The organism is Bacillus sp. VA15 (genome assembly GCF_055721145.1).
Genome location: NZ_JBVQPQ010000003.1, coordinates 222587 through 246897, shown reverse-complemented (window position 1 = coordinate 246897; position 24311 = coordinate 222587). Strand labels below are relative to the sequence as shown.

At 44.5% G+C, this 24311-nt stretch carries 24 protein-coding genes; 17 read left to right on the top strand and 7 right to left on the bottom strand.

Translation table 11 applies throughout. From position 1 onward, the window contains the following. Positions 1-60: 60 nt before the first annotated feature. Positions 61-933 (bottom strand): transcriptional regulator BsdA, encoded by an 873-nt coding sequence (gene bsdA / locus AC0DBE_RS11060; RefSeq protein WP_014112633.1) that lies wholly within the window; start codon positions 931-933, stop codon positions 61-63. A gap of 89 nt (positions 934-1022) precedes the next feature. Between bsdA and AC0DBE_RS11055 the strand changes: the two genes are divergently transcribed. The 5 genes from AC0DBE_RS11055 to AC0DBE_RS11035 all read left to right on the top strand — a co-directional run bounded on the left by AC0DBE_RS11055 (position 1023) and on the right by AC0DBE_RS11035 (position 4679). Then, positions 1023-1637, top strand: coding sequence for a non-oxidative hydroxyarylic acid decarboxylases subunit B (locus AC0DBE_RS11055; RefSeq protein ID WP_029316764.1), 615 nt, complete (start codon positions 1023-1025; stop codon positions 1635-1637). 2 nt (positions 1638-1639) lie between these two features. Then, a complete protein-coding gene (gene bsdC / locus AC0DBE_RS11050; protein ID WP_326197776.1) occupies positions 1640-3061 on the top strand; it encodes a phenolic acid decarboxylase BsdC in 1422 nt (473 codons plus the stop codon). Between the two features lie 16 nt (positions 3062-3077). Continuing rightward, positions 3078-3305, top strand: a complete 228-nt coding sequence (gene bsdD, locus AC0DBE_RS11045; protein ID WP_019257455.1) for a phenolic acid decarboxylase subunit BsdD — start codon at positions 3078-3080, stop codon at positions 3303-3305. Further along, complete coding sequence (locus tag AC0DBE_RS11040) at positions 3302-3766, top strand: pyridoxamine 5'-phosphate oxidase family protein (protein WP_472962133.1); 465 nt, start codon at positions 3302-3304, stop codon at positions 3764-3766. Before bsdD ends, AC0DBE_RS11040 begins: the two co-directional genes overlap by 4 nt. A 67-nt stretch (positions 3767-3833) precedes the next feature. Next, on the top strand, positions 3834-4679 hold the full coding sequence (locus AC0DBE_RS11035) for an alpha/beta fold hydrolase (RefSeq protein WP_372402425.1): 846 nt from the start codon (positions 3834-3836) through the stop codon (positions 4677-4679). 41 nt (positions 4680-4720) lie between these two features. On the opposite strand, the gene AC0DBE_RS11030 is transcribed toward AC0DBE_RS11035, so the two are convergent. Beyond that, on the bottom strand, positions 4721-6199 hold the full coding sequence (locus AC0DBE_RS11030; RefSeq protein WP_072183609.1) for a peptide MFS transporter: 1479 nt from the start codon (positions 6197-6199) through the stop codon (positions 4721-4723). 279 nt (positions 6200-6478) lie between these two features. Here AC0DBE_RS11030 and AC0DBE_RS11025 point away from each other — a divergent pair, with 279 nt between their 5' ends. Then, positions 6479-8233, top strand: a complete 1755-nt coding sequence (locus tag AC0DBE_RS11025; RefSeq protein WP_061186182.1) for a right-handed parallel beta-helix repeat-containing protein — start codon at positions 6479-6481, stop codon at positions 8231-8233. A 16-nt stretch (positions 8234-8249) separates the two neighbouring features. On the opposite strand, the gene AC0DBE_RS11020 is transcribed toward AC0DBE_RS11025, so the two are convergent. Continuing rightward, the gene (locus AC0DBE_RS11020; RefSeq protein ID WP_014112641.1) at positions 8250-8471 is read right to left on the bottom strand and encodes a YczF family membrane protein; all 222 of its coding nucleotides are present in this window, start codon (positions 8469-8471) and stop codon (positions 8250-8252) included. 125 nt (positions 8472-8596) lie between these two features. On the opposite strand from AC0DBE_RS11020, the gene gerKA reads away from it, so the two are divergent. From gerKA to AC0DBE_RS11005, 3 genes are read left to right on the top strand one after another with little or no spacing between them, the layout of a single operon-like run. Then, positions 8597-10231, top strand: a complete 1635-nt coding sequence (gene gerKA, locus AC0DBE_RS11015) for a spore germination protein GerKA (protein WP_472962130.1) — start codon at positions 8597-8599, stop codon at positions 10229-10231. Continuing rightward, entirely contained in the window at positions 10221-11444 is a 1224-nt protein-coding gene (locus AC0DBE_RS11010; protein ID WP_014112643.1) for a Ger(x)C family spore germination protein, read from the top strand. The genes gerKA and AC0DBE_RS11010 overlap by 11 nt, the downstream gene beginning before the upstream one ends. Positions 11445-11468: 24 nt before the next feature. Next, positions 11469-12593: a spore germination protein gene (locus AC0DBE_RS11005; RefSeq protein ID WP_014112644.1), complete on the top strand. Its 1125-nt coding sequence runs from the start codon at positions 11469-11471 to the stop codon at positions 12591-12593. A gap of 102 nt (positions 12594-12695) precedes the next feature. Here AC0DBE_RS11005 and AC0DBE_RS11000 read toward each other — a convergent pair whose 3' ends face one another. Continuing rightward, positions 12696-13376 (bottom strand): ABC transporter ATP-binding protein, encoded by a 681-nt coding sequence (locus AC0DBE_RS11000; protein ID WP_061186186.1) that lies wholly within the window; start codon positions 13374-13376, stop codon positions 12696-12698. A gap of 15 nt (positions 13377-13391) precedes the next feature. Beyond that, on the bottom strand, positions 13392-14858 hold the full coding sequence (locus AC0DBE_RS10995) for an ABC transporter permease (RefSeq protein ID WP_472962127.1): 1467 nt from the start codon (positions 14856-14858) through the stop codon (positions 13392-13394). Between the two features lie 212 nt (positions 14859-15070). Between AC0DBE_RS10995 and yclJ the strand changes: the two genes are divergently transcribed. The 4 genes from yclJ (at position 15071) to phrC (ending at position 18578) form a co-directional block, all read left to right on the top strand. Next, positions 15071-15754, top strand: a complete 684-nt coding sequence (gene yclJ, locus AC0DBE_RS10990) for a two-component system response regulator YclJ (RefSeq protein ID WP_472962125.1) — start codon at positions 15071-15073, stop codon at positions 15752-15754. Next, positions 15741-17162 carry a two-component system sensor histidine kinase YclK gene (yclK, locus tag AC0DBE_RS10985; protein ID WP_072565741.1) on the top strand — a complete coding sequence of 474 codons (1422 nt, stop codon included), beginning with the start codon at positions 15741-15743 and terminating at the stop codon, positions 17160-17162. Before yclJ ends, yclK begins: the two co-directional genes overlap by 14 nt. Before the next feature lie 161 nt (positions 17163-17323). Then, the gene (rapC, locus tag AC0DBE_RS10980) at positions 17324-18472 is read left to right on the top strand and encodes a response regulator aspartate phosphatase RapC (protein WP_014112649.1); all 1149 of its coding nucleotides are present in this window, start codon (positions 17324-17326) and stop codon (positions 18470-18472) included. After that, positions 18456-18578 (top strand): phosphatase RapC inhibitor PhrC, encoded by a 123-nt coding sequence (phrC, locus tag AC0DBE_RS10975; RefSeq protein WP_003224994.1) that lies wholly within the window; start codon positions 18456-18458, stop codon positions 18576-18578. The genes rapC and phrC overlap by 17 nt, the downstream gene beginning before the upstream one ends. A 98-nt stretch (positions 18579-18676) precedes the next feature. Here phrC and AC0DBE_RS10970 read toward each other — a convergent pair whose 3' ends face one another. Together AC0DBE_RS10970 and AC0DBE_RS10965 are read right to left on the bottom strand one after the other, a co-directional pair. Continuing rightward, positions 18677-18784: a YjcZ family sporulation protein gene (locus tag AC0DBE_RS10970; RefSeq protein ID WP_041520857.1), complete on the bottom strand. Its 108-nt coding sequence runs from the start codon at positions 18782-18784 to the stop codon at positions 18677-18679. A 152-nt stretch (positions 18785-18936) separates the two neighbouring features. Further along, entirely contained in the window at positions 18937-20301 is a 1365-nt protein-coding gene (locus AC0DBE_RS10965) for an aspartate kinase (RefSeq protein ID WP_072181732.1), read from the bottom strand. Between the two features lie 385 nt (positions 20302-20686). Between AC0DBE_RS10965 and yclN the strand changes: the two genes are divergently transcribed. From yclN to yclQ, 4 genes are read left to right on the top strand one after another with little or no spacing between them, the layout of a single operon-like run. Then, on the top strand, positions 20687-21637 hold the full coding sequence (gene yclN, locus AC0DBE_RS10960; RefSeq protein ID WP_439846181.1) for a petrobactin ABC transporter permease YclN: 951 nt from the start codon (positions 20687-20689) through the stop codon (positions 21635-21637). Further along, positions 21630-22577, top strand: a complete 948-nt coding sequence (yclO, locus tag AC0DBE_RS10955) for a petrobactin ABC transporter permease YclO (protein WP_072181731.1) — start codon at positions 21630-21632, stop codon at positions 22575-22577. The genes yclN and yclO overlap by 8 nt, the downstream gene beginning before the upstream one ends. Continuing rightward, positions 22571-23329 carry a petrobactin ABC transporter ATP-binding protein YclP gene (gene yclP / locus AC0DBE_RS10950; protein WP_014112653.1) on the top strand — a complete coding sequence of 253 codons (759 nt, stop codon included), beginning with the start codon at positions 22571-22573 and terminating at the stop codon, positions 23327-23329. Before yclO ends, yclP begins: the two co-directional genes overlap by 7 nt. A 21-nt stretch (positions 23330-23350) precedes the next feature. Next, positions 23351-24307, top strand: coding sequence for a petrobactin ABC transporter substrate-binding protein YclQ (yclQ, locus tag AC0DBE_RS10945; protein ID WP_472962119.1), 957 nt, complete (start codon positions 23351-23353; stop codon positions 24305-24307). Positions 24308-24311: the final 4 nt, after the last annotated feature.

The following is a 24311-nucleotide window of genomic DNA, read 5'->3' as shown; positions in this document are numbered from 1 at the left end:
CTAAAGGATAACTTTTTTTTAGTATGAGTCAAGTATTTGGTTTTCATAAGGCAAAATCTTTTAAAACAAATCCAAAAATTGCTGTACCGGTTTTGGCAAATAACTGTCTGTTCTCCACATGACTGCCGGTGTCATAATGAAGGGATTGTTTTCGATATGGACGGTGTGAACGTGGTTTCTCATATGGACGGGAATCATCGTGACGGGCAGAATGGACGCGCCGAATCCGGATGAGACGAGACTGAGCAAAGTTGCGGAATCGTGGCATTCGCAAACAATGCGCGGCTCCAGATTCAAACGATGAAATTCATTCATGACCTGATTATAGACGCCTTTTCCGTTGACAGGCCGCAGCAGAATCAGCGGAAAAGAAGGAATGTCCTCCATTTTAATGGTGTCACCACACGGATACCCGGCTTCTTCTGAAAGCACGAGCACACATGGAATATCATCAAGCTGTTTGAATTGAACTGTATCGCTTTTGATCAGTGTCGTCGTGACCGCAGCATCGATTTGACGGCTTTCCAGCAGCTCTAACAGTGTCGCAGGCTCATTCTCCCAAATATTAAAGGTGAGGTGCGGGTATCTCTCTTTGATCTGTGTTACTTTTTCAAGCATCAGAGCCGCGCAATAAATCGTTGAACCCACTGCCAGCGTGCCGGCTACCTCCTCCTTCAGCTCTTGTACCTCGATGACGGCATCCTCAAACCTATGCAGAATCTCCTTGGCTCTTTTCAGAAAAACAGTTCCTTCATATGTAAGCGTCATTTGTTTTTTCTTATTCCGGTCAAACAGAACAACACCTAGCTCATCCTCCAGCTGTTTCAGCTGCCTGCTTAAAGGCGGCTGCGCCATGTGGAGTTTTTTGGCGGCGGACGTGATTTTCTGTTCTTGGGCAATGGTAATGAAATATCGAAGCTGGCGAATGTCCAAAAGAAAGTGCCTCCTAACTATACCTTTTAGGTATTAAATATAGATTTAACAGATATTTTTCATATGGATATATCAGGAGTATGATGGAAATGAAAGCAGAATTCAAGCGTAAAGGAGGGGGCAAAGTGAAACTCGTTGTCGGAATGACAGGGGCAACAGGGGCTATTTTTGGGGTCAGGCTGCTGGAGTGGCTGAAGGCGGCCGAAGTAGAAACCCATCTCGTCGTGTCTCCTTGGGCTAACGTCACGATCAAACACGAAACAGGCTATACCTTAAAAGAAGTAGAACAACTGGCCACATACACTTATTCGCATAAGGACCAGGCGGCAGCCATTTCAAGCGGGTCGTTTGATACCGATGGAATGATTGTTGCGCCATGCAGCATGAAATCTCTCGCAAGCATTCGCACCGGGATGGCGGATAATCTGCTGACGCGTGCGGCGGATGTCATGCTCAAGGAGAGAAAAAAACTCGTCCTCTTAACGAGAGAGACGCCTTTGAACCAGATTCATCTCGAAAATATGCTAGCGCTTACGAAAATGGGTACCATCATTCTTCCTCCGATGCCGGCATTTTATAATCAGCCGAGCAGCTTAGAGGAAATGGTTGACCATATTGTATTCAGAACGTTGGACCAATTCGGCATTCGCCTTCCTGAAGCGAAACGCTGGAATGGGATTGAAAAACAAAAAGGAGGAGCTTGATCATGGCTTATCAAGATTTCAGAGAATTTCTCGCTGCCCTTGAAAAAGAAGGACAGCTGCTAACAGTGAATGAAGAGGTAAAGCCGGAGCCGGATATAGGGGCTGCAGCACGCGCAGCCAGCAATCTTGGCGATAAAAGCCCCGCGCTCTTATTTAATAACATTTATGGCTATCACAACGCGCAAATTGCGATGAATGTGATCGGCTCCTGGCCGAACCATGCAATGATGCTGGGCATGCCGAAAGACACGCCGGTGAAAGAACAGTTTTTTGAATTTGCGAAACGTTATGACCAGTTTCCGATGCCAGTCAAACGTGAGGAATCAGCGCCGTTTCATGAAAATGAAATCACAGAAGATATCAATTTGTTCAATATACTGCCTCTTTTCAGAATTAACCAAGGAGACGGCGGTTACTATTTAGACAAAGCATGTGTCATTTCCCGCGACCTTGAAGATCCTGAGAATTTCGGCAAACAAAACGTCGGGATTTACAGAATGCAGGTTAAAGGAAAAGACCGCCTTGGCATTCAGCCTGTGCCGCAGCACGATATTGCGATCCATCTGCGTCAAGCTGAAGAACGCGGCATCAATCTTCCGGTCACCATTGCGCTCGGCTGTGAGCCGGTCATAACAACGGCGGCATCGACTCCGCTTCTTTATGATCAATCAGAATACGAAATGGCAGGCGCAATTCAAGGTGAACCATATCGCATCGTGAAATCTAAGCTGTCTGATCTTGATGTTCCATGGGGCGCTGAAGTAGTGCTTGAAGGTGAAATCATTGCCGGAGAGCGTGAATATGAAGGCCCGTTCGGTGAGTTCACAGGCCATTATTCCGGCGGACGCAGCATGCCGATTATTAAAATTAAACGAGTGTATCATAGAAACAATCCGATTTTTGAACATTTATACTTAGGCATGCCTTGGACAGAATGCGATTACATGATTGGCATTAACACTTGTGTGCCGCTTTATCAGCAGTTAAAAGAAGCGTATCCGAATGAAATTGTGGCTGTGAACGCCATGTACACACACGGTTTGATCGCGATTGTTTCCACAAAAACACGCTATGGCGGATTTGCGAAAGCAGTCGGCATGCGCGCGCTCACAACACCGCACGGACTCGGCTACTGCAAAATGGTCATTGTCGTTGACGAGGATGTCGATCCATTCAACCTGCCGCAGGTCATGTGGGCGCTTTCGACCAAAATGCATCCGAAGCACGATGCGGTCATCATTCCAGACTTATCTGTCCTGCCGCTTGACCCGGGATCTAATCCATCAGGAATCACTCACAAAATGATTCTTGACGCCACTACACCGGTTGCGCCGGAAACAAGAGGCCATTATTCACAGCCGCTTGATTCACCATTAACAACGAAAGAATGGGAACAAAAATTAATGGACTTAATGAATAAATAAGGAAAGGATGATCGAAATGCATACATGTCCTCGTTGCGATTCGAAAAAGGGAGAAGTCATGAGCAAATCGCCTGTAGAAGGCGCATGGGAAGTTTATCAGTGTCAAACATGTTTTTTCACATGGAGATCCTGTGAGCCGGAAAGCATTACAAATCCGGCGAAATACAATCCAGCGTTTAAAATTGATCCGAAGGAAACAGAAACAGCAATTGAAGTTCCGGCTGTGCCGGAACGAAAGGCTTGATCAGCGTGAACTGTATGTCAGACCGCCTCTTTGAGCTGCTTGACGGGAATCGCTTGAATGAGAAGCAGCATGAGGCTTTCGTTCTGCAAACGGTAGCGGAGGACGGCTGGCCGCACGCCGCTATGATCAGCGCGGGAGAAATCATCGCTCTGAGCCGAACAGATATCCGAATCGCTCTGTGGAAAAACACAGCGACTGCAGCCAACATCCTTTGCACAGGAAAAGCGCAGTTCACGGCATGGTGGAAGGGAGCCGCTCATTATGTGAAGCTGCAATGCGAGCCTTTGCCGCCTCTGAAAGAAGCCGAATATGACAGAGACCGTTTTGCCTGCCGCATCGTTTCAATGAAGGAGGATGTGGCGAAATATGCTGGTTTGACTTCTGGTGTCCGTATCCAGCTTCACAGCCCTGAAGAGGTGCTGAACAGATGGGAAAAGACGCTTGAGGAATTAAAACGGTAATATCGAAAGCCTGACGCCATGCGTCAGGCTTTTATTTTATATAATGAAAACAAAGGGGGCGTGAGAAATGGAACGTACGGGAATCTGTCACTCAGACGGTTTTGATTTATCTTATCGAATCGAGGGAGAGGGCGCACCCATCCTTGTGATCGGAAGTGCGGTTTACTACCCGCGTCTTTTTTCCTCAGATATCAAACAGAAATATCAATGGATATTTGCTGATCACAGAGGATTTGCCAAGCCAAAGCGGGAATTGCGGACAGAAGATCTGAGGCTTGAAGCCGTTTTGGCCGATATTGAAAGGCTGAGAACGTCTCTTCAGATTGAGGATGTGGTCATCTTGGGTCATTCTGGACACGCATTTATGGCTTTAGAATATGCCAGGACATATCCTGAACATGTCCGGAAGGTTGCGCTTTTCAACACTGCACCTGATAACAGTGAAGCAAGACAGCGAAAAAGTGAATCGTTTTTCATGGAGACAGCCAGTCTTGAGAGAAAAAAACGCTTTGAAAAAGATATCGTGAATTTGCCGCTGGACATCAAAAAAGATCCCGAGAGACGCTTTGTGCACATGTGTATTCGCGCTGAAGCGAAAAGCTTTTATCAAGAGCGGCCGCATGCTGCTTCTTTATGGGACGGTGTTTTCACGAATATGCCGATTATTGATGAATTATGGGGGCATACATTTGCCCAGCTTGATCTTATTCAGAGGTTAGCTGATGTTCAAGTGCCGGTTTACATCGGCTTAGGAAGATATGATTATCTAGTTGCGCCTGTTACACTCTGGGATGCTGTTGCCGGTTTATATCCCCATGTGGAGAAGGTTATTTTTGAGAAGAGCGGCCATCAGCCGATGCTGGAAGAACCGCAAGCCTTTGATCAAAGCTTCAGCAAATGGATGGACAAATAAAAAAAACAGCCCGCAGATCAAAATCCGCGGGCTGTTTCTTATTATAAGACCCCTTTCATCGCACGTTTGATAATCGGCGAAAGCAGCAGGAGGATGCCGCCAAGTACGATAGATATCAAACCGATGGTGCCGAAGTAAGTTGTTTCAGGAATTTTATCAAATAATCCGGCTACTTGGGCATTGATCGCTTGGGCTGCTGCGTTAGTCAGAAACCACATACTCATTGTCTGTGCAGAGAATGCAGCTGGCGCCAGTTTCGTTGTTACGGATAAACCGACTGGAGACAGACACAGCTCTCCAAGCACGACAAGCAGGAAGCTGAGAACGAGCCAAAGCGGGCTTACGAGTGCTTCTTTTCCTTGCATTGCAGGGAAAACCATAATGATAAATGACAAGCCAGCTAGAATAATTCCGATTGAGAATTTAACTGGCGTGGACGGCTGGCGTTTGCCAAGCTTCATCCATAGCCACGCAAAAATTGGCGCAAAAATGACAACAAACAATGGATTTAATGATTGGAACCAAGATGACTGAAGTTCTAATCCACCCAATGAAAGCCTTATGCGTTCATCAGCGTAAACCGCAAGAATGGTCGCTCCCTGTTCCTGAATGGCCCAGAACATGACAGCACCGATAAACAAAGGGATGTAAGCGGCAAGACGAGATTTTTCTGTTTTGTCCGCTTTTTTGCTTGTAAACATGATGATGAAATAAACAATAGGAATCAAAATACCGAGAATACTTACAAGGTTGATGAAACCATTGATCGTCAGCATGCCTGTTTGTACAGAGATAATCACTGCGATTGCCACAATGATAACACCGATTCCAGTACCAATCGCAGATTTTTTAGACAGCGGATTCGGCACATTTGAGCCTGCAAGCCCGAGGTTATTCTTTCTTGTCAGAGCAAATACGATAAGTCCGAGAAGCATTCCAACAGCGGCAGTTCCGAAGCCGAGATGATAGTTGTACTTCTGTCCGAGTGTTCCGACAATTAACGGCGCGAGTAAACCGCCAAGGTTAATCCCCATGTAGAAAATACTAAAACCTGAGTCGCGGCGCGGGTCTTCTTTCGTGTAAAGATCTCCAACCACGCTTGAAACGTTTGGTTTTAATAAGCCTGTTCCGATAATGATAAGCACCATGCTGATATAGAATGCTGTCGCGCTGCCCGGATAGGCGAGTGCAATGTGGCCGAACATAATGAATATGCCGCCGTAAAACACGGTGTTTGCGGTTCCGAATACCCGGTCAGCAAGCCATCCGCCAATAATAGTGGACATGTATACGAGAGAACCGTAAATCGACATAATGGCAACTGCTGTGCCTTTGTCAAAGCCAAGCCCTCCGTTTACCGTCTCTGTATACAGATAGTAAAGCAAGATTGCTCTCATACCATAGTAAGAGAAACGCTCCCAAAATTCGGTGAAAAATAGTGTAAATAGTCCTCGCGGGTGACCAAAGAACCCTTTTTGCGGGACGCTTTTAATGATACTTTCGTTATCAATCGAAGCCATGTCAGCCAAACCCTTTCTTAAAAAAGTGTATTATAAAAATCATATTCTTATATAATACTTGTGTCAATATAATTTATACTCATTTCAAACAGTTCCATAATGGAAAAATTATAAATGTATAAAAATAGTGATTTCATCCTAATTATTAAGTCCTTTTTTGTAAGGTTTGCTTACAAAACTATTCCTTTATATTTTTTTAATAAAATTTTAGAGAAATGTACAAGCGGATCGGGCCTTTGTGAGTATCATGATAGTAATCATAGAGAAGGAGGCTCGCAATTGGCTGAATTCATATTAAATGCGGCGGATTTCGGTATCTCAGGAGATGGTAAAACGGATTCAACAGAACTGATTAATCAATGCCTCAGTACGGCTGTTTCGAAAGGATATCATACTGTCTGGTTTCCAAAGGGAACATATTTAATAGACGGAACGCTTGGAGGAGATCCCAATCAGAAGTTTCGAAACGCCGGGATCATTGTTCCCGGCAACCTTGAGATTGTGATGGACCCCGAGTGTATCATCAAAGTGATCCCGAACAGTTCGTGGGGTTATTCCGCATTTTATGTAGGCAAGCAAGAGAATATAACCATTTCCGGGGGACAACTTATCGGTGAACGCGATGAGCATACGTATGCGTCCGCAGGAATAAGATCAACCCATGAATGGGGCTTTGGCATTTGCATTGAAGGATGCTCGAATGTTGTCATTGATGATGTCAAAATTTCTGATTTTACCGGGGACGGGATCATTGTCAGTCCGAGGGGATTAAAGACAAATCATGATTATCGAACGTCAGAGCAAATTATCATCCGCCGCTGTGAGGTTCGGCGGTCGAGAAGAAATAATATTTCCATTACCGGATGTGATATGGTCACGGTGGAGGACTGCGTGATTGCAGATGCCGGAACGGGGAATGGAACAGCACCGAGATTCGGAATAGACATAGAAGGATATGGAGAAGGTGATATTGATTATGAAGAACCGATCAATGTATCCATTCGCAATAACCATTTTATCGGAAACGTTTCAAGTTCTGTGACCAATTTTAACGGGTACGGCATTTCAATAGAAGGAAACCACTCAGACAATACGATCAGTTATGGGTATGGAACGCAAACGGTAATTAAAGGAAATATTCTCAGACGGGCGGAAGGCGCTGCTGCTGCGCCTAGAGTTGGGATTACCGGACTCGGTGTGTCACAAGGAAAAGAGAGCAGTGATGCGGTCATCGCAGGCAATCTCATTACCGGGTTTTCAACCGGGATTGATGTCAGGGGAAAGAGCGTTCTTGTCACGAACAATAAAATCAGCAACTTTGAAAACACAGGGATATTGGTTTATCAGTCTTCCGACGTAAAGGTAGATGGCAACCAGATTCAAAACGGACTGTCTGAAACAAGGCGCAGTACCGGCCTTCGCGCAGTGCTGTCAGATGATAGCGCATTTCTGAATAACTGCCTCATTCAAGTCATTGACGGCGTGAACATTTCCGGAGGCGATATGATCATTAAAGATAATGTGCTGAGAAAATTCAGCCGGGGGATCTGGATCGCTCAAGGAAACGCGGTGATTGAAGGAAATACACTGAATCCTGACGCGTTTGAAGCAGCCCCAGAATCATATGCTGTTTCTGTTACAAACAATGCCAGCGCTATCATCAAAAACAACACATGTAAAGAGTTTAAAAATTACCCGATTTACTGTTCCACAAGTGCGAAAACCTCAATTATCGGCAACCATTTCGAGAGATCTCCGCTTTTGGTTACCATCTATATTAACGCCGGTGTGCATGAAATTTTTGATAACACCATTTCTGTCAACAGAACAGCCGGAAACCCGATTGTCATTTATATCAACGGTTCTGCAGGCTCTATCATCTCTGGAAACACCATCAATAACCTCTCCGCAGGCACGGCGACAGCTATTCAAACAAACACCTCAACCAATTCCAAAATCATCGGCAATCGAATCTTCAAAGGAACCATCAACAGACATAGCAGCGATACAGCAGACGGCAATATTATCGCTTGAAAAAAAGCGCCCCGCTTTAGGGGTTCTTTTTTTTCGATTTATAGATCACGTACATTTCTCTCACTAATATGAAAACAAAAAATAAAAGCACGACCCATTCTGCAAACGTCGTCATCTTAAAGCTGGACACATTGTTATAAATGGCTTTTGTCAAACTGAAACCTTGAAGCATGTCCATAAAAACAGAAATGGTTAATAAACAAATCAGTATGACCCCTGTCACGCCTAATATCTTCATGCTTCATCACCCTCCACTTTTAGTGTCTATCTTTATCGGAGAAGTTATACCGCAGCCATCAGCATGCATAATCTGAACTCCAAAAGGAAGAATATGAGAAAATAACTAGGAAAGGTATTTTGTGTATGCCTTTATTTTCTAAGCAAAAGGAAAAGACCGATTCGAAAGATAAACAGAAAACAGAAGAAAAGAATCAGGATCAGCAGCAAGAAAATGAAAGACCGGTTCTCGTTTCCGCAAGTTTGGCAAAAAATATAGCGGAAACGAAGAAGGAGGTCGGAAGCAGCTCGGACGTCATCATTCGCGAGATTAAAATTGGGGAGCAGGATCGTATCCATCTAGCTGTTATTTATATTGCAGGGCTGGTCGATAATAACACGATCCATGAATCGTTAATCGAGCCTTTGGTACAGGATGAGTCTATCCAAAACCCTCATCCGATCCAGCAGATTCTTGAAAAAACGCTCCCGTTAGGCGGAGTGAAAGCGGAAAAGAGCTGGGACAAGCTTTTTTCTGAATTAATGCTCGGCAATGCGCTCGTTTTTGCTGATGGTTATGATGAAGCGCTTATCTGCAGCACTCAAGGGGGCGAGCAGCGTTCCATTCAAGAGCCGAGCACCCAGGTGTCTTTCCGCGGCCCGCGCCAAGGATTTACAGAGTCTCTTCAAACCAATATTTCCATGATCCGCCGATACATCAAAAATCCGAATGTATGGGTAGAGAAAATGAAAATCGGGTCTGTAACCCACACGGATGTCGCGCTCATGTACATTCATGGCATTTGTGATGAAAAGGTGCTGAAGGAAGTGAAGCAGCGCCTGAAAAAAATAGACATAGACAGTATTTTAGAATCCGGATATATCGAGCAGCTGATTGAAGATGAAACCTTTACGACGTTTCCGACCATGTATCATACAGAACGCCCTGATGTTGTAGCGGGAAATCTGTTAGAAGGAAGATTTGCGATCGTTGTGGACGGAACACCGTTTGTGCTTATTGCCCCGGCCTTATTTGTTCAATTCTTTCAGTCTGTTGAAGATTACTATTCGCGTTTTGACATTGCGACAAGCATACGGGTTCTGCGGGTTTTAGTCTTTTTTATTTCACTCGTGGCTCCGGCTGTTTACGTGGCAGCCACGACGTTTCACCAGGAAATGATCCCGACGCAGCTGTTAGTCGTCATTGCAGCCCAGCGGGAAATTGTCCCGTTTCCAGCTGTCGTCGAAGCACTTACGATGGAGGTTGCTTTTGAGATTCTCAGAGAAGCCGGTGTCAGGCTGCCGCGTGTCGTCGGCTCGGCAGTATCGATCGTAGGTGCGCTTGTTATCGGACAGGCTGCTGTACAGGCTGGTATCGTCTCTCCGGCCATGGTCATTATCGTTGCGATCACCGCGATTGCCAGCTTCGCGACACCGGCTTTCGCCATGGCGATTTCAGCCCGTCTCATTCGATTTATCTTTATTATTGCGTCCTCTATTATGGGGTTTTACGGGCTGATTTTAGGCATTATTATGATGTTTGTCCATTTATGCAGCCTGCGCTCATTCGGTGTTCCTTATATGTCGCCGCTCGCTCCTTTTTCATCTCAAGGGGTAAAGGACACATTGTTCAGGGTGCCATGGTGGGCTGATGAAAAAAGGCCGGAATCAATCAGCAAGCAAGATAAGGTGCGGCAGGGGGATGATCAACGCCCAGAGCCTGACGGTTCACGCGGAATGGTGAACAAAGATTTGGAAGAAGGGGATCAGAATGGTACGTAAACGTGTATTAACCGTCCTCATGCTTTTGAGCGTGATTGTGCTGCCTGGCTGCTGGGATAAGCGGGAACTGACGGACCTTGCGATTATCTCGGCGATTGGCATCGATCGGACAAACGAAGGCAACTACGTGCTACATTTTCAAATTATCAATCCCGGAAATGTTGCCGGCGGGCTTCAGGGAGGCGGTGCTGGAGACAGGCCGCCTGTATCCGTTTATTCAATTGAAGGCGACAACATGACGGAAGCTCTCAGAAAAGCCTCCATGAAAGTATCCCGGCGGCTTTACTTTGCCCATACCAATCTCGTTGCGATCAGTGAAAAGCTGGCGAGAGAGGAAGGCTTGGATTTTGTGTTAGATAATCTTGATCGCGACACAGAATTCAGGACAACGGCCACAGTTGTCATCGCTCATAAAACGAAAGCGGAAAACATCGTGAAAATCCTGACGCCGATTGATAAAATCCCGTCAAATAAAGTCAATAAAACACTCGACTTCACGGAGGCGCAATACGGACGGGTGGTCAAAACCAATATTCAGGACGTCCTGAAACAACTTGCCACCAACACAAGAGCACCGGTTATCCCGGGATATATGATGATTGGCGACGAAAAAAAAGGAATCAGCATGGAAAACACGCAGGCAACAGATCCGAAAGCCATTCTTCAGGCAGACGGTTTGGCGGTTTTTAATAAGTCAGGCCATTTAAAGTATTGGATCGAGGATAAAGAAAGCGTTGGAGCTGTCTGGCTTATGAACAAGGTTCAGCATACGTTTATTAATGCTGATTGGGACAAGACAAAGGACGCGGTCAGCTTACAGGTCACTCATCAAACCACAAAGCTCGTACCTGAGATGCGGAACGGACGTCCGCACATCCACGTGCGTGTGGCGGTTGAAGGAATTATAGATGCTGTCAAATACCCTTTCCAATTGTCTGATCCAAAGGTGCTGTCTGCCATTGAAAAAGCTCTCAACAAAGAGTTGGAAAAGGAAATCACCAACACTGTGAAAATGGTCAAGAAGAATAAAATTGACTTTATCGGATTTGGTGACACGATATACAGAAAGTATCCGAAGCAGTGGGAAAAAATGAAAGACACTTGGGATAAAGAGTATTTGCCCGAACTGCCAGTCGATGTGAAGGCAGAGACGTATATCAGAAGAACGGGATTGCGCAACAATCCAATCCAACACCAGCTTGAAGATGAATAGGTCTGGAGAAAGGGGACATGCCAGGTGGAAAAAGCCAAAATCAGCATAAGACAGCTGTTTGTCATGGTTATTATTTTTGAGCTGGGCAGCTCCTTATTGATTACACCGGGTTCAATGGCGGGCAGGGATGCTTGGATAGCGGTTCTATTGGGCTGTGCGGCCGGTTTGTTTCTTTACTATTTGTATCAAGGCATTTATCAATGTTACCCCGAATCTTCACCGAAAGAATATATGGATGATATGCTCGGAACCAAGCTGAGCTGGCTGTTTTCATTTCTGTATATCCTGTACTTTGCCTATATTGCAGCACGGGTGCTGCGGGATTTTGGGGAAATGCTGTTGACGTTTGCTTATCATGATACACCGATTCTGATTGTGAACGCTTTATTAATGATTGTTAGCATATATGCCGTCAGAAAAGGAATTGAAGTGCTCGCACGTGCGGCTGAGCTTCTTTTCGGAGCCATGTATTTACTGGGCGCTCTCGGCCTTGTGCTGATTATTGTCTCGGGTTCCATAGATACGCAGAATTTAAAACCGGTTTTAGAAGACGGCATTGTTCCTGTCATTCACTCTGTTTTCACACAGACCATGTACGTTCCGTTTGGTGAAGTTGTTTTATTTGTGATGATATTCCCTAATCTTAATGACCGAAAAGATGTAAAGAAAGTGGGAATGGCTGCCATAGCCATCAGCGGATTGGTTGTGGCGCTTACCGTGGCGATTAATATTAGCGTGCTTGATGTTGATCTTACACTCAGATCCCAGTTTCCGCTTTTAAGTACGATTCAGACGATTAAGGTTGAAGAATTTCTAGACCGTCTCGATGTCTTTTTTATGCTGGCGCTGATCATCGGCGGTTTCTTCAAGGTCAGCCTCTACTTATACGCAGTGGTGGTGGGCGCGTCCACGCTCTTTAAGGAAAAGAACCCTTCTCAATTGGCATATCCGATGGGACTGGGTATCTTAATCCTTTCCATTACCATCGCGACTAATTTTTCGGAGCATCTGAACGAAGGCCTGAAGGTGGTGCCGCTGTATATTCATTTGCCCTTTCAGCTTTTATTTCCGCTTTTCTTGTTTATAATAGCCGTTTGGAAAAAGAAGCGAAGAGAGAAATCAAAGGGATCAGAAAAAAAGAAACAATAAAAAGAGCGGGGGGATGCAGCCACCGCTCTTTTTATGTTCACTTCTATATAAAAGGGGGATATAGGTTGCGCCCCTGTCTGCACTGGCAGAGGCGCGCTTTTGTTATACGACTGCGACGTTTTCCTTCACAGTAAAGCTTCCTCTTGAAAGCCTGATGTTGATGTCTGATACTTTTGCAATTTGCTCATCGTGCGTTACCATGATGACGCATTTATTTTCCTTGTGCGCCAGACCTTGAAAGAGCCGCACGATTTCTTTTGATGTATCCTCATCAAGGTTTCCAGTCGGTTCATCAGCTACGATGAGATCCGTATCACAGCAGAAAGCTCTTGTAATCGATACCCGCTGCTGCTGTCCGCCGCTTAATGTCAGCACTTTTTGACGGGCTTGTTTTTCACTGATGCCAACCTTCTGCAGCATTTCCAGCGCATACGCTTCTTTGTTCTTTTCTTTAGAACCTGTGATTTCCATGGCGGTTGTGACGTTCTGCAGAGCCGTCATATATGGAAGCAGGTTGTACGCCTGAAAGACAATTGATACATATTGATTTCTGAAATTTGTTAAGCCGATTTTGGAAACCGCTTTTCCATCGTAAAGGATCGTTCCTTCTTTTGGTGCGTCAAGTCCGCCTGCCAGAGACAGGAAAGTGGTTTTCCCTGTCCCTGATGTGCCGACGATTGTATAGAATTTTCCTTTTTGAAAGCTGATGTTGATATCCTGAAACAATGGCTGGCTTTTGTCTTTATACCAGTAGCCGACTTGTTGAAATTCTAATAAGCTCATAGGTTTCGCCTCTTTCTATTCTTGTTTTGTCAATATCGTTTTCGGATGGAGCCGCAGTACTGAAATAGACGGCAGCAATGTTGCAATGATGGCGATTAAGATGCCGATTCCGCCAAGAACAAGCATGTCGTTCATAGAAACCGCGACGTTCAGTGAATCGATAACGTTCACGTTTGCTGAGCTGTGGCCGAACATTCCGCCGCCCATGCCGCCACCGCCGCCAGGCATTTGTCCGTTTGCGGTTTGCGTTGAATCAGTTGATGAACTGATCTGCTGGGATAAAAGCTGATTGCCGAGCTGGTTCGCGACTAGATTTCCCGTTACCGATGCAAGGCCGATTGCGATAACGGCCACGATCAGAATCTCAGTTAAGAACTGTCCGATCAATTTCCAGCGTTTTTCACCGATGGCCATTAACACGCCCATCTCATATTTGCGCTCTCTGATTGACATCATGACAATCAGGCCGAGAATGACAGCGCCTGCCACTGATACAAGATACACGACGTTTTTAGAGAAAGAAGCTACATTTTCAATCGGGCCGACCATTTGCTGGTAAAGCTGATCGTTTGTATTCAGTGTGTACGTATCGAAGTCAATTGATGTTTTCTTCGCTGCTTTTACGAAACTGTCCATATTTTTCGCATCGTCCATATAGTAAACAGCTGAGTCAATCGTATTTTTATAGCCGTCGCCTTTCAGCGCTGCTGTTGCTGTGTAAGGCGTGTAAAGCTTGTTGTAAGGATTTAAGAAAGAGAAATTTTGGGCTTGGTCGTCGCCTGAAGACGTTGTTTTATAGATACCGACAATCTTCAGCTTCACTGTTGTATCTTCGTCTGTTGCTGATTCAATTGTGATCGAATCTCCAATGCTTACATCATTTTCTTCCGCTAATGTTTCGTTAATCACTGTTACCTTTTTGCCGACATCAGATTTTGTAATTGCGCGTCCGTTAGTGATCTTTGAATCTCCGTCAGAGAAATCATCGACTAACGCTGTGCTGATGACACCTTCAATCGAAAGATCGGCTTGAACCATTTGCGGTCCGCCTTGTCCGCCGCCTTGGCTGTTTTTAGCATTTGAGCTTGAACTGCTTGAGCTGGAATCACTTGAACTAGAGCTTGAGCTTTCAATCGCATCAAAGTTTCCCGCGTTGGCTGAAGCTGATGTAATGTAGTTGTAGCTCTTCACATGATCAAGTGCAGCAAGCTTGTTTGCATCAGACACTGTGATCGGTGTTGATTCGAAGCTGCGTTTTTCTCCGCTGTCCTGCTGTTTTTCCATTTGCTTTTGGCGGTCAACTTGAAGCGTTACGCTTCCGCCGAGCTCCTGTCTGGCCAGTTCACTTGATTTTTGTGCTGCGGACTGGATGGTGAGGCCTGACAGAACAAAGACACAGATGACTGTAAACACAAATAATTGCAATAACGTTTTTCCCTTTTTAGCCTTCATATTCCAAAAGGCCCGTTTGATAAAGTTCATTTATGTTCCTCCGTATAGGTATTTTTATTGATAAGACCGCCTGTGGGGCGGACCCGCTTGTTGATAAATTAATAGTAGTCCAAAGGTATGAAAAAACTATGAACAATCTATTTCTAGTTGATGAAATAAAAACTAACAATTGTGAAACACAAAACCTTCTGTATAAAATGGTGCTAATATATAAAAAAGCGTCAAAACAACCGGAGGATATAATGAAAATATTAATGATAGAAGATAATGTTAGTGTATGTACGATGACGGAGATGTTCTTTTTTAAGGAAGGTTTTGAAGCGGAATTCGTTCATGACGGATTAGAGGGATACCAGCGTTTTACGGAGGAAAATTGGGATCTGATCATTTTGGATATCATGCTTCCATCCATGGACGGCGTGACCATCTGCAGAAAAATAAGAGAGACAAGCACGGTGCCGATTATCATGCTGACTGCCAAAGACACTGAATCAGATCAGGTCATCGGTTTTGAGATGGGAGCGGACGATTATGTCACAAAGCCGTTCAGTCCGCTGACATTGGTTGCCCGCATCAAAGCCGTCATCAGAAGATACCAGGCGACAGGCAAGGCGGTCATTGATGAAGATATGATCGAATCGGAATGCTTTACAATTAATAAGAAGACGAGAGAAGTATTTTTAAACGGAGAGCCTGTAGAAAACCTCACGCCGAAGGAATTCGATCTGCTTTATTACCTTGTCCAAAACCCGCGGCAGGTGTTCTCCAGAGAACAGCTGCTTGAGCAGGTATGGGGCTATCAGTTCTACGGAGATGAACGAACGGTTGACGTTCATATTAAACGGCTGCGAAAAAAGCTTGCCAGCGAAGACAAGTCTTTCCTATACACTGTGTGGGGAGTAGGGTATAAATTTGATGAAGATTAAATATTTATATCAGCTGCTGCTGAGCCATATCAGCATTTTGATTTTAGCGTTTGTCATTATCATTTCTCTGTTTTCCCACTTTGTAAAAGAGTTTGCCTATCAAAACAAAGTAGAGGAATTAACGTCATATGCGGTGCAGATCGCAAACGAATTCCAAGCCGGCCAGGTTGACATGCGCAGACTGTATCCGTATCAGGATATTTTAAGCACAAGAAAGACACAGTTTATCATCTTTAATGAAGAGCAGCAGCCTTATTTTCTTCCTGAAGGCTTTCACCATCAACCAAGGGAAAAGCTGAAGAAATCAGAATGGAATAAGCTGAAAAAAGGGCAGACTGTCATGATCAGGGCAGATGGCCGTTTTGATGATGAAGTGTCCCTTGTGGCGCAGCCTATATTTGTTCAGAACGAATTTAAAGGCGCCGTTCTACTGATTTCTCCGATCAGCGGCGTTGAACAGATGGTCAATCAAGTCAACCTCTATATGTTTTACGCTGTGATCAGCACGCTCGTCATTACCATTCTCGTCAGCTGGCTTCTGTCCAAATTCCATGTCAAACGGATCCAAAAGCTGAGAGAAGCGACGGATAAAGTGGCTTCCGGCGATTATGACATCCACTTGGAAAACAGCTACGGGGACGAAATTGGCGTGCTGGCGTCTGACTTTAATATCATGGCGAAAAAATTAAAGCAATCAAGGGATGAAATCGATCGCCTTGAGAAGCGGAGAAGGCAGTTTATCGCAGACGTATCACATGAATTAAAAACACCGCTGACGACGATCAACGGTTTGGTTGAAGGGCTGAACAGCCATACGATTCCTGAGGATAAGAAGGATAAATGCTTCTCGCTTATCAGTGAGGAAACGAAGCGCATGCTGCGGCTCGTAAAAGAAAATCTGGATTATGAAAAAATCAGATCCCAGCAAATTACCTTGAATAAGCTTGATGTTCCGCTGATCGAGGTTTTTGAAATCGTGAAAGAGCACTTGGAGCAGCAGGCGGAAGAAAAACAAAACAAGCTGATGATCCAGGTAGAGGATCACGTCATCGTTCATGCCGATTACGACCGATTCATTCAAATCCTCGTCAACATTACGAAAAACAGCATCCAATTTACGCAAAACGGTGACATTTGGCTGCGCGGAATAGAAGGATATAAAGAGACGATTATCGAAATCGAAGATACGGGAATCGGCATTTCAAAAGAGGATATTGAGCATATTTGGGAGCGGTTCTACAAAGCTGATATTTCAAGAACGAACACGGCATACGGGGAATACGGACTCGGTCTCTCCATCGTTAAGCAGCTCGTTGAGATGCATCAGGGCACAGTAGAAATCAAGAGTGAAAAAGGAAAAGGTACAAAATTCATCATCCGCCTTCCTTTAACGGCAAAACAGAAATAATATACAGGGCGGCGGCATCTCAAATGCAGCCGCCTTTTTTGCATACCGCTTCGGTTTATTGCGTGCTCCCGAAACAAAGATTGCGTGTTTTTCGGGTTGGGACGGCCTGTAAACATGATAAAATATGACATAAACAGTTTTTGATGGGAGAGGGTGAAGGAATGAAGAGCGGGGTAATTCCTTCTTCAGCGGTCGGTCAAAAAATTAACGAGTGGTACAAATATATCCGCACATTCAGCGTACCGGATGCCGAAGTGTTAAAAGCTGAAATCCAGCAGGAACTGAAACACATGCAGCACGATTCCAACTTGCTGCTTTATTATTCACTAATGGAATTCCGCCACCAGCTTATGCTTGATTATCTAGAGCCGTTAGAGAAATTAAATATCGAAGACCAGCCGAGCCTGTCTGAATTATCAAGAAACATTGACAGCAACCAGGCAGATCTCAAAGGGCTGCTTGACTATTATGTGAATTTTTTCCGCGGAATGTATGAGTTTGATAAGCGGGAATTTATTTCTGCCATTACATATTATAAACAGGCGGAGAAAAAGCTTTCCTTTGTCGCAGACCATATTGAACGGGCTGAATTCTATTTTAAAATCGCGGAAGCCTATTATTATATGAAGCAAACGTACTTTTCACTGATCAATATAAAAAACGCCTATGAAATTTACGTGGAGCAGGAAACCTATAATGTGAGAATCATTCAGTGCCATTTCGTGTTCGGGGTCAACCTGATGGATGAAAGGAATTTCGAACAAGCCGCACGCCATTTCAAATTGGCGCTCGATATGGCCGAAGCAGAACAAAAAGCCCAGCTGGTCGGAAGAGCATATTACAACCTTGGATTATGCTATTACAATCAAGACCTTCTTGACCCTGCTATTGACTACTTTGAAAAAGCGGTCTCCACGTTTGAAAGCAGCAGGATCATCAATTCGCTGCCGCAAGCATATTTTTTAATCACCCTGATTTATTATAAGCGGGGAAAACATGATAAAGCTTCGGCATATCACAAGCGGGGCTATGAATATGCTAAAGAAACAGACGATGCAGACTACGCGATAAAATTCGAGTTTTTACAATCCCTATATCAGGATCAGCCCAATGAAGAAGGAATCGAACGATGTTTCCAATACTTAAAAAATAAAAATATGTACGCTGATATAGAGGATTTAGCCCTAGAAGTAGCAAAATATTACTATGAACAGAAATGGTTTAAACTGTCTGCTTCCTACTTTCTACAAGTTGAAGAGGCAAGAAAACAAATACAAAGGAGTGAAGGTTTGTATGAAATTGAAATCTAAGTTGTTTGTTATTTGTTTGGCCGCAGCCGCGATTTTTACAGCGGCTGGCGTTTCTGCTAATGCGGAAGCACTCGACTTTCATGTGACGGAAAGAGGAATGACGTAAGAAACAACACCCCTTCTCATCGTGAGAAGGGGTGTTTCTTTTTTAAAACATCGCCGCAAGATGTAGACCTTACGGCGCTCGCAGAGACGGTCAGCAGCTTAGAAGCCGCCAAAAAACGCAGTCCCTACGATAATTAAAAGAATAAACAATACAACGATCAAAGCGAAAGAATTGCCGTAACCGCCGCAGTTAGAATATCCTGACATAAGGCTTCACCTCCCTATGAAGGATACTATAAGGTATGCAGAAACGATCAGCTTGGCAGGGATAAGAGTGGACAAGAGAAAAAATGAACAATTCGGCTATGATTCAGATCGTATCAAAAATAGCGGACGCTTGCGCCCGCTATTTTTGTATATTAAGAGATCAGCACGCCAGCGAAAAATTCCTGGTATAACGCTTGAACGGCTTTTCTTTCTTCGGCTTCTTTCACGCCGAACATCATGCTTACCTCAGAAGAGCCCTGGTTGATCATTTCAATATTCACCTTTGCCTCTGATAATGCTTTGGCCGCTCTTGCCGTTGTGCCGACATTGTGGCGCATCGCTTCTCCTACAACCATAATCAGTGCGAGGTGATGCTCGACAATCACTTCGTCGGCGTGCAGATCCTCTTGAATCCGTTTAATGACGCTGCGTTCAGTGGCGGTATCCATTTGACCCTCCCGTAAGATGATGGTCATGTCATCAATTCCCGATGGAACATGCTCATACGTTAAACCGTGTTCCTCCAGGATTTGAAGGGCCCTGCGGCCAAAACCGATTTCTCTGTTCATGAGATACTTGCTGATATAAATGCTGCAAAAACCGGTATCGCTGGCAATGCCGACGACAGGCCCGTTTGTGTTATCCCGCTTGCTGACGACGCGGGTGCCTTCGGCTGAGGGGTTGTTCGTATTTTTGATCTGAACAGGAATCCCCGCTCTGAATGCCGGAATGAGCGCTTCATCATGAAACACTGAAAAGCCCGCGTAGGAAAGCTCTCGCATCTCTCTGTATGTCAGCTCGCTGATTTCTTTTGGATTCTCAACGTAGGAAGGATTGACAGAGTACACTGCGTCCACGTCCGTAAAGTTTTCGTATAAATCCGCTTGAAGCCCGTTGGCAAGAATCGAGCCGGTAATATCAGAACCGCTCCGTGAGAATGTGATCACATCGCCAGCCTCGCTGAATCCGAAAAAACCGGGAAAAATGATGAGACCGTCACGTTCCCGAAGACGATAGAGGTTTTGATAGGATTCAGGAAGTACTTGCGCGTTGCCGGGTTCATTTGTCACAAAAAGGCCGGCATCCTTCGGGTTGACATATTCCGCTTTGACGCCTTTATGGCGGAAATAGGCGGCGATCAGCTTGGCGTTATTATCCTCCCCGCTGGCTTTAACTGCGTCAAGATACTGCTCGGGATTGCTTTTATCTCCTTCTAAAAGCGTAAACAGATCATCGCGGATTTTTTCGATAATGCTTTGCTCTAGCTGAAGCTCATTTGCGATGAGGGCATACCGTTCCACAACAGCTTCCGCCAGTTCAGGGGCGCTGCCTGATGCCAAATATTGTTCTGCACATGCGATTAAGAGATCAGTCACTTTCGTATCCTCAGCATAGCGTTTTCCCGGAGCTGAAACGACTACAGCTTTCCGTGCCGGGTCTGAGGTTACGATGTGAAACACCTTTTCAAGCTGGGCGCCTGAAGCGAGTGAGCTGCCTCCGAATTTAACGACCTTCATGTTTACATCTCCTAATGTTTAAAATTTTCACACAAATTTAGTATTTATTATCTCTCTTTCAGTCCTGTAAATCAAGGGGGAATTTCTTTCTGTCGTGAACATTTGTATTTTCCACAAGGAATAATGTCAGGTGTGTTGACCGTATACATGCGTTCTGAAGATAAATATGGTAAACAACCTAACGATTTGGGATGGAAAATGATTAGAATGATTAGTAAAATTAAATACATGACTAGGTTAATATTTTGAAAGAATATTGACTAACACTAGAAAAATGGTAATATGTAAATGATAATGATAATCAATTACTATATGGCCATATTGTTTTGAGTCCTTGCGGAGTAGGAGATACGTTCTTTTTGCTGTAAGGATGTAAGGAGGCAGCATGAAGTTACGTTACTTATTTATTCTACTTATCATATTAGCAGTCACATCTGTATTTATCGGCGTAGAAGATCTGTCGCCGCTTGATCTCTTCGATTTAAGCAAACAAGAGGCGTCAACGCTGTTTGCAAGCCGTTTGCCGCGATTGATCAGCATTGTCATCGCGGGATTAAGCATGAGCATCTGCGGTTTGATTATGCAGCAGATCAGCAGAAACAAATTCGTGTCACCGACGACGGCGGGCACGATGGATTGGGCTCGGCTCGGCATTTTAATTTCATTGCTGCTGTTCACATCCGCCAGTCCTTTAATGAAAATGCTGGTCGCGTTCGTCTTTGCCCTTGCAGGAAATTTTCTGTTTATGAAAATCCTTGAAAAAATCAAGTTTAACGACACCATCTTTATTCCGCTTGTCGGTTTAATGCTCGGGAATATCGTCAGTTCAATCGCGACATTTATCGCATATAAATATGACTTGATCCAGAATGTGTCATCATGGCTCCAAGGAGACTTCTCTTTAGTGGTAAAAGGAAGATACGAGCTTCTTTATCTGAGTATTCCGCTCGTTATCATTGCCTATGTGTATGCGGATAAATTCACATTGGCCGGTATGGGAGAAAGTTTTTCTGTCAACCTCGGCCTGAAGTACAAACGGGTTGTGAACATCGGGCTCATTATCGTGTCCCTGATCACGTCTCTTGTCATTTTGACTGTCGGTATGTTGCCGTTTCTCGGTTTAATCATCCCGAATATTGTCTCGATTTACAGAGGAGACAATCTGAAGAACAGCCTGCCGCACACGGCGCTATTGGGAGCGGTTTTTGTGCTCTTTTGCGATATACTGGGCAGAATCATTATCTTCCCTTACGAAATCTCGATTGGCCTGATGGTCGGAATCATCGGCAGCGGCATTTTCCTGTTTATGCTGTTAAGGAGAAAAGCGTATGCGTAACCAGATGAAAATTGCGTTGCTCGTTGTTTTAGCCATCATATGTATTGGCTTGTTTCTGTTTTATGACTTAGGCAATTGGGATTACACCTTGCCGAGAAGAATCAAAAAGGTCGCTGCCATTGCGCTGACTGGGGGAGCGATTGCGTTTTCGACTATGATCTTTCAAACGATTACGAACAACCGCATCCTGACGCCGGGCATCTTGGGCCTTGATTCTCTCTACATGCTGATTCAGACCGGCATTATCTTTCTGTTCGGTTCTGCGAATATTGTCATCATGAATAAAAACATCAATTTTATCATCTCTGTTCTGCTGATGATACTGTTTTCCCTTGTTTTGTATCAGATCATGTTCAAGGGAGAGGGGAGAAATATCTTTTTCCTTCTGCTCATCGGAATCGTGTTTGGCACGTTGTTCAGCAGCCTGTCTTCCTTTATGCAGATGCTGATTGATCCGAATGAGTTCCAAGTTGTACAGGACAAGATGTTTGCCAGCTTTAACAACATCAATACGGATTTGTTATGGCTCGCGTTCATCATCTTCCTGCTGACAGGCGCTTATGTCTGGCGTTTTACAAAGTTTTTCGACGTGCTTTCTCTCGGGCGCGAGCACGCCGTGAATTTGGGCATCGACTACGACAAAGTGGTGAAGCAGATGCTGATCGTGGTTGCGATCCTTGTTTCTGTTTCGACTGCGCTAGTCGGGCCGATTATGTTCTTAGGCCTTCTTGTCGTCAACCTGGCGAGAGAATTCCTGAAAACGTATAAGCATTCATACTTAATCGCAGGATCCGTTTTCATCAGCATCATTGCGCTGGTCGGAGGGCAGTTTGTGGTTGAGAAAGTGTTTACCTTCTCAACGACGCTGAGCGTCATTATTAATTTTGCCGGCGGGATTTATTTTATCTACTTGCTGTTAAAGGAGAATAAATCATGGTAGAGGTCAAAAATGTAAGCAAACAATATGGCGGGAAAGTGGTCCTTGAAGAGACGTCAGTCACGATTCCAAAAGGCAAAATTACCTCGTTTATCGGTCCTAACGGCGCCGGCAAAAGTACGCTGCTGTCTATTATGAGCCGCCTGATCAAAAAGGATTCCGGCGAGATTTTCATAGACGGACAAGAGATAGGAGCCTGCGACAGCAAAGAGCTTGCCAAAAAAATGAGCATTTTAAAGCAGGCGAACCAAATCAATATCAGGCTCACCATCAAAGACCTCGTCAGCTTCGGCAGATTTCCGTACTCACAGGGCCGGCTGACAGAGGAAGACTGGGTTCATATCAACCAGGCGCTCGGCTATATGAAACTGGAAGATATTCAGGACAAATACTTGGATCAGCTGAGCGGCGGACAGTGCCAAAGGGCGTTTATCGCAATGGTCATTGCCCAAGATACAGATTATATCTTTCTGGATGAGCCGCTGAACAATCTGGATATGAAACATTCAGTTGAAATTATGAAATTGCTGAAACGATTGGTAGAGGAGCTTGGAAAAACGATCGTGATCGTCATTCACGATATCAATTTTGCTTCTGTCTATTCGGACCATATCGTAGCTTTGAAAAACGGCCGAATCGTAAAAGAGGGGCCGCCTGAAGACATGATAGAAACCTCTGTGCTTGAGGAAATCTATGATATGACTATCCCGATTCAGACGATTGATAATCAAAGAATAGGTGTTTATTTTTCTTAATATATAGAAGAGGTGAAGAGCATGAAAAAGTTCGCATTACTATTCATCGCTTTGGTGACGGCAGTTGTCATTTCTGCATGTGGAAACCAAAGCACAAGCAGCAGCAAAGGTTCTGATTCAAAGAATGAACAAATCACAGTGAAACACCAGCTGGACAAAAACGGCACAAAAGTACCAAAGAACCCTAAAAAAGTTGTTGTATTTGATTTTGGAAGCTTAGACACGTTAGATAAACTCGGTCTTGATGATAAAGTCGCAGGCTTGCCGAAACAAGCCCTTCCAAAGTATCTGTCTAAATTCGAGGATGACAAATATGCTGATGTCGGAAGCTTAAAAGAACCAGACTTCGAAAAAGTGGCGGATTTAGACCCTGATCTGATCATTATTTCAGGAAGACAATCTGAGTCTTACAAAGAATTCTCTAAAATTGCGCCGACGATTTACCTTGGCGTAGACACAGCGAAATACATGGAATCATTTAAATCAGACGCAGAAACCATCGGTAAGATCTTTGATAAAGAAGACGAAGTGAAAGATGAACTCGCAACAATTGATCATTCAATTGCGGATCTTAAGAAAAAAGCTGAAAAGCTTAACAAAAACGGTCTTGTCATTATGGCGAACGACGGAAAAATCAGCGCGTTCGGTTCTAAATCAAGATACGGCCTGATCCATGACGTATTCGGCGTAACACCGGCTGATAAAAACATCAAAGCGTCTACTCACGGACAAAGTGTTTCTTACGAGTACATTTCAAAAACAAACCCGGATTACCTGTTTGTCATTGACCGCGGTACAGCGATCGGTGAAACATCATCTACTAAACAAGTCGTTGAAAATGATTATGTGAAAAACGTAAACGCAGTGAAAAATGATCATGTCGTCTACCTTGATTCTGCTACTTGGTACTTATCAGGAGGCGGACTTGAGTCTATGACGCAAATGATTAAAGAAGTGAAAGACGGTTTAGAGAAGTAAACAA

Coding starts and splice junctions, on each gene's coding strand:
- yclJ (WP_472962125.1), top strand. CDS start 15,071: ATGAAAATATTAATGATAGAAGATAATGTTAGTGTATGTACGATGACG.
- yclQ (WP_472962119.1), top strand. CDS start 23,351: ATGAAAAAGTTCGCATTACTATTCATCGCTTTGGTGACGGCAGTTGTC.
- AC0DBE_RS11000 (WP_061186186.1), bottom strand. CDS start 13,376: ATGAGCTTATTAGAATTTCAACAAGTCGGCTACTGGTATAAAGACAAA.
- yclO (WP_072181731.1), top strand. CDS start 21,630: ATGCGTAACCAGATGAAAATTGCGTTGCTCGTTGTTTTAGCCATCATA.
- yclN (WP_439846181.1), top strand. CDS start 20,687: ATGAAGTTACGTTACTTATTTATTCTACTTATCATATTAGCAGTCACA.
- AC0DBE_RS11030 (WP_072183609.1), bottom strand. CDS start 6,199: ATGGCTTCGATTGATAACGAAAGTATCATTAAAAGCGTCCCGCAAAAA.
- yclP (WP_014112653.1), top strand. CDS start 22,571: ATGGTAGAGGTCAAAAATGTAAGCAAACAATATGGCGGGAAAGTGGTC.
- AC0DBE_RS11010 (WP_014112643.1), top strand. CDS start 10,221: ATGGTACGTAAACGTGTATTAACCGTCCTCATGCTTTTGAGCGTGATT.
- AC0DBE_RS10970 (WP_041520857.1), bottom strand. CDS start 18,784: ATGTCAGGATATTCTAACTGCGGCGGTTACGGCAATTCTTTCGCTTTG.
- AC0DBE_RS11055 (WP_029316764.1), top strand. CDS start 1,023: ATGAAAGCAGAATTCAAGCGTAAAGGAGGGGGCAAAGTGAAACTCGTT.
- AC0DBE_RS11035 (WP_372402425.1), top strand. CDS start 3,834: ATGGAACGTACGGGAATCTGTCACTCAGACGGTTTTGATTTATCTTAT.
- bsdC (WP_326197776.1), top strand. CDS start 1,640: ATGGCTTATCAAGATTTCAGAGAATTTCTCGCTGCCCTTGAAAAAGAA.
- phrC (WP_003224994.1), top strand. CDS start 18,456: ATGAAATTGAAATCTAAGTTGTTTGTTATTTGTTTGGCCGCAGCCGCG.
- bsdD (WP_019257455.1), top strand. CDS start 3,078: ATGCATACATGTCCTCGTTGCGATTCGAAAAAGGGAGAAGTCATGAGC.
- AC0DBE_RS10965 (WP_072181732.1), bottom strand. CDS start 20,301: ATGAAGGTCGTTAAATTCGGAGGCAGCTCACTCGCTTCAGGCGCCCAG.
- AC0DBE_RS11020 (WP_014112641.1), bottom strand. CDS start 8,471: ATGAAGATATTAGGCGTGACAGGGGTCATACTGATTTGTTTATTAACC.
- rapC (WP_014112649.1), top strand. CDS start 17,324: ATGAAGAGCGGGGTAATTCCTTCTTCAGCGGTCGGTCAAAAAATTAAC.
- gerKA (WP_472962130.1), top strand. CDS start 8,597: ATGCCTTTATTTTCTAAGCAAAAGGAAAAGACCGATTCGAAAGATAAA.
- AC0DBE_RS10995 (WP_472962127.1), bottom strand. CDS start 14,858: ATGAACTTTATCAAACGGGCCTTTTGGAATATGAAGGCTAAAAAGGGA.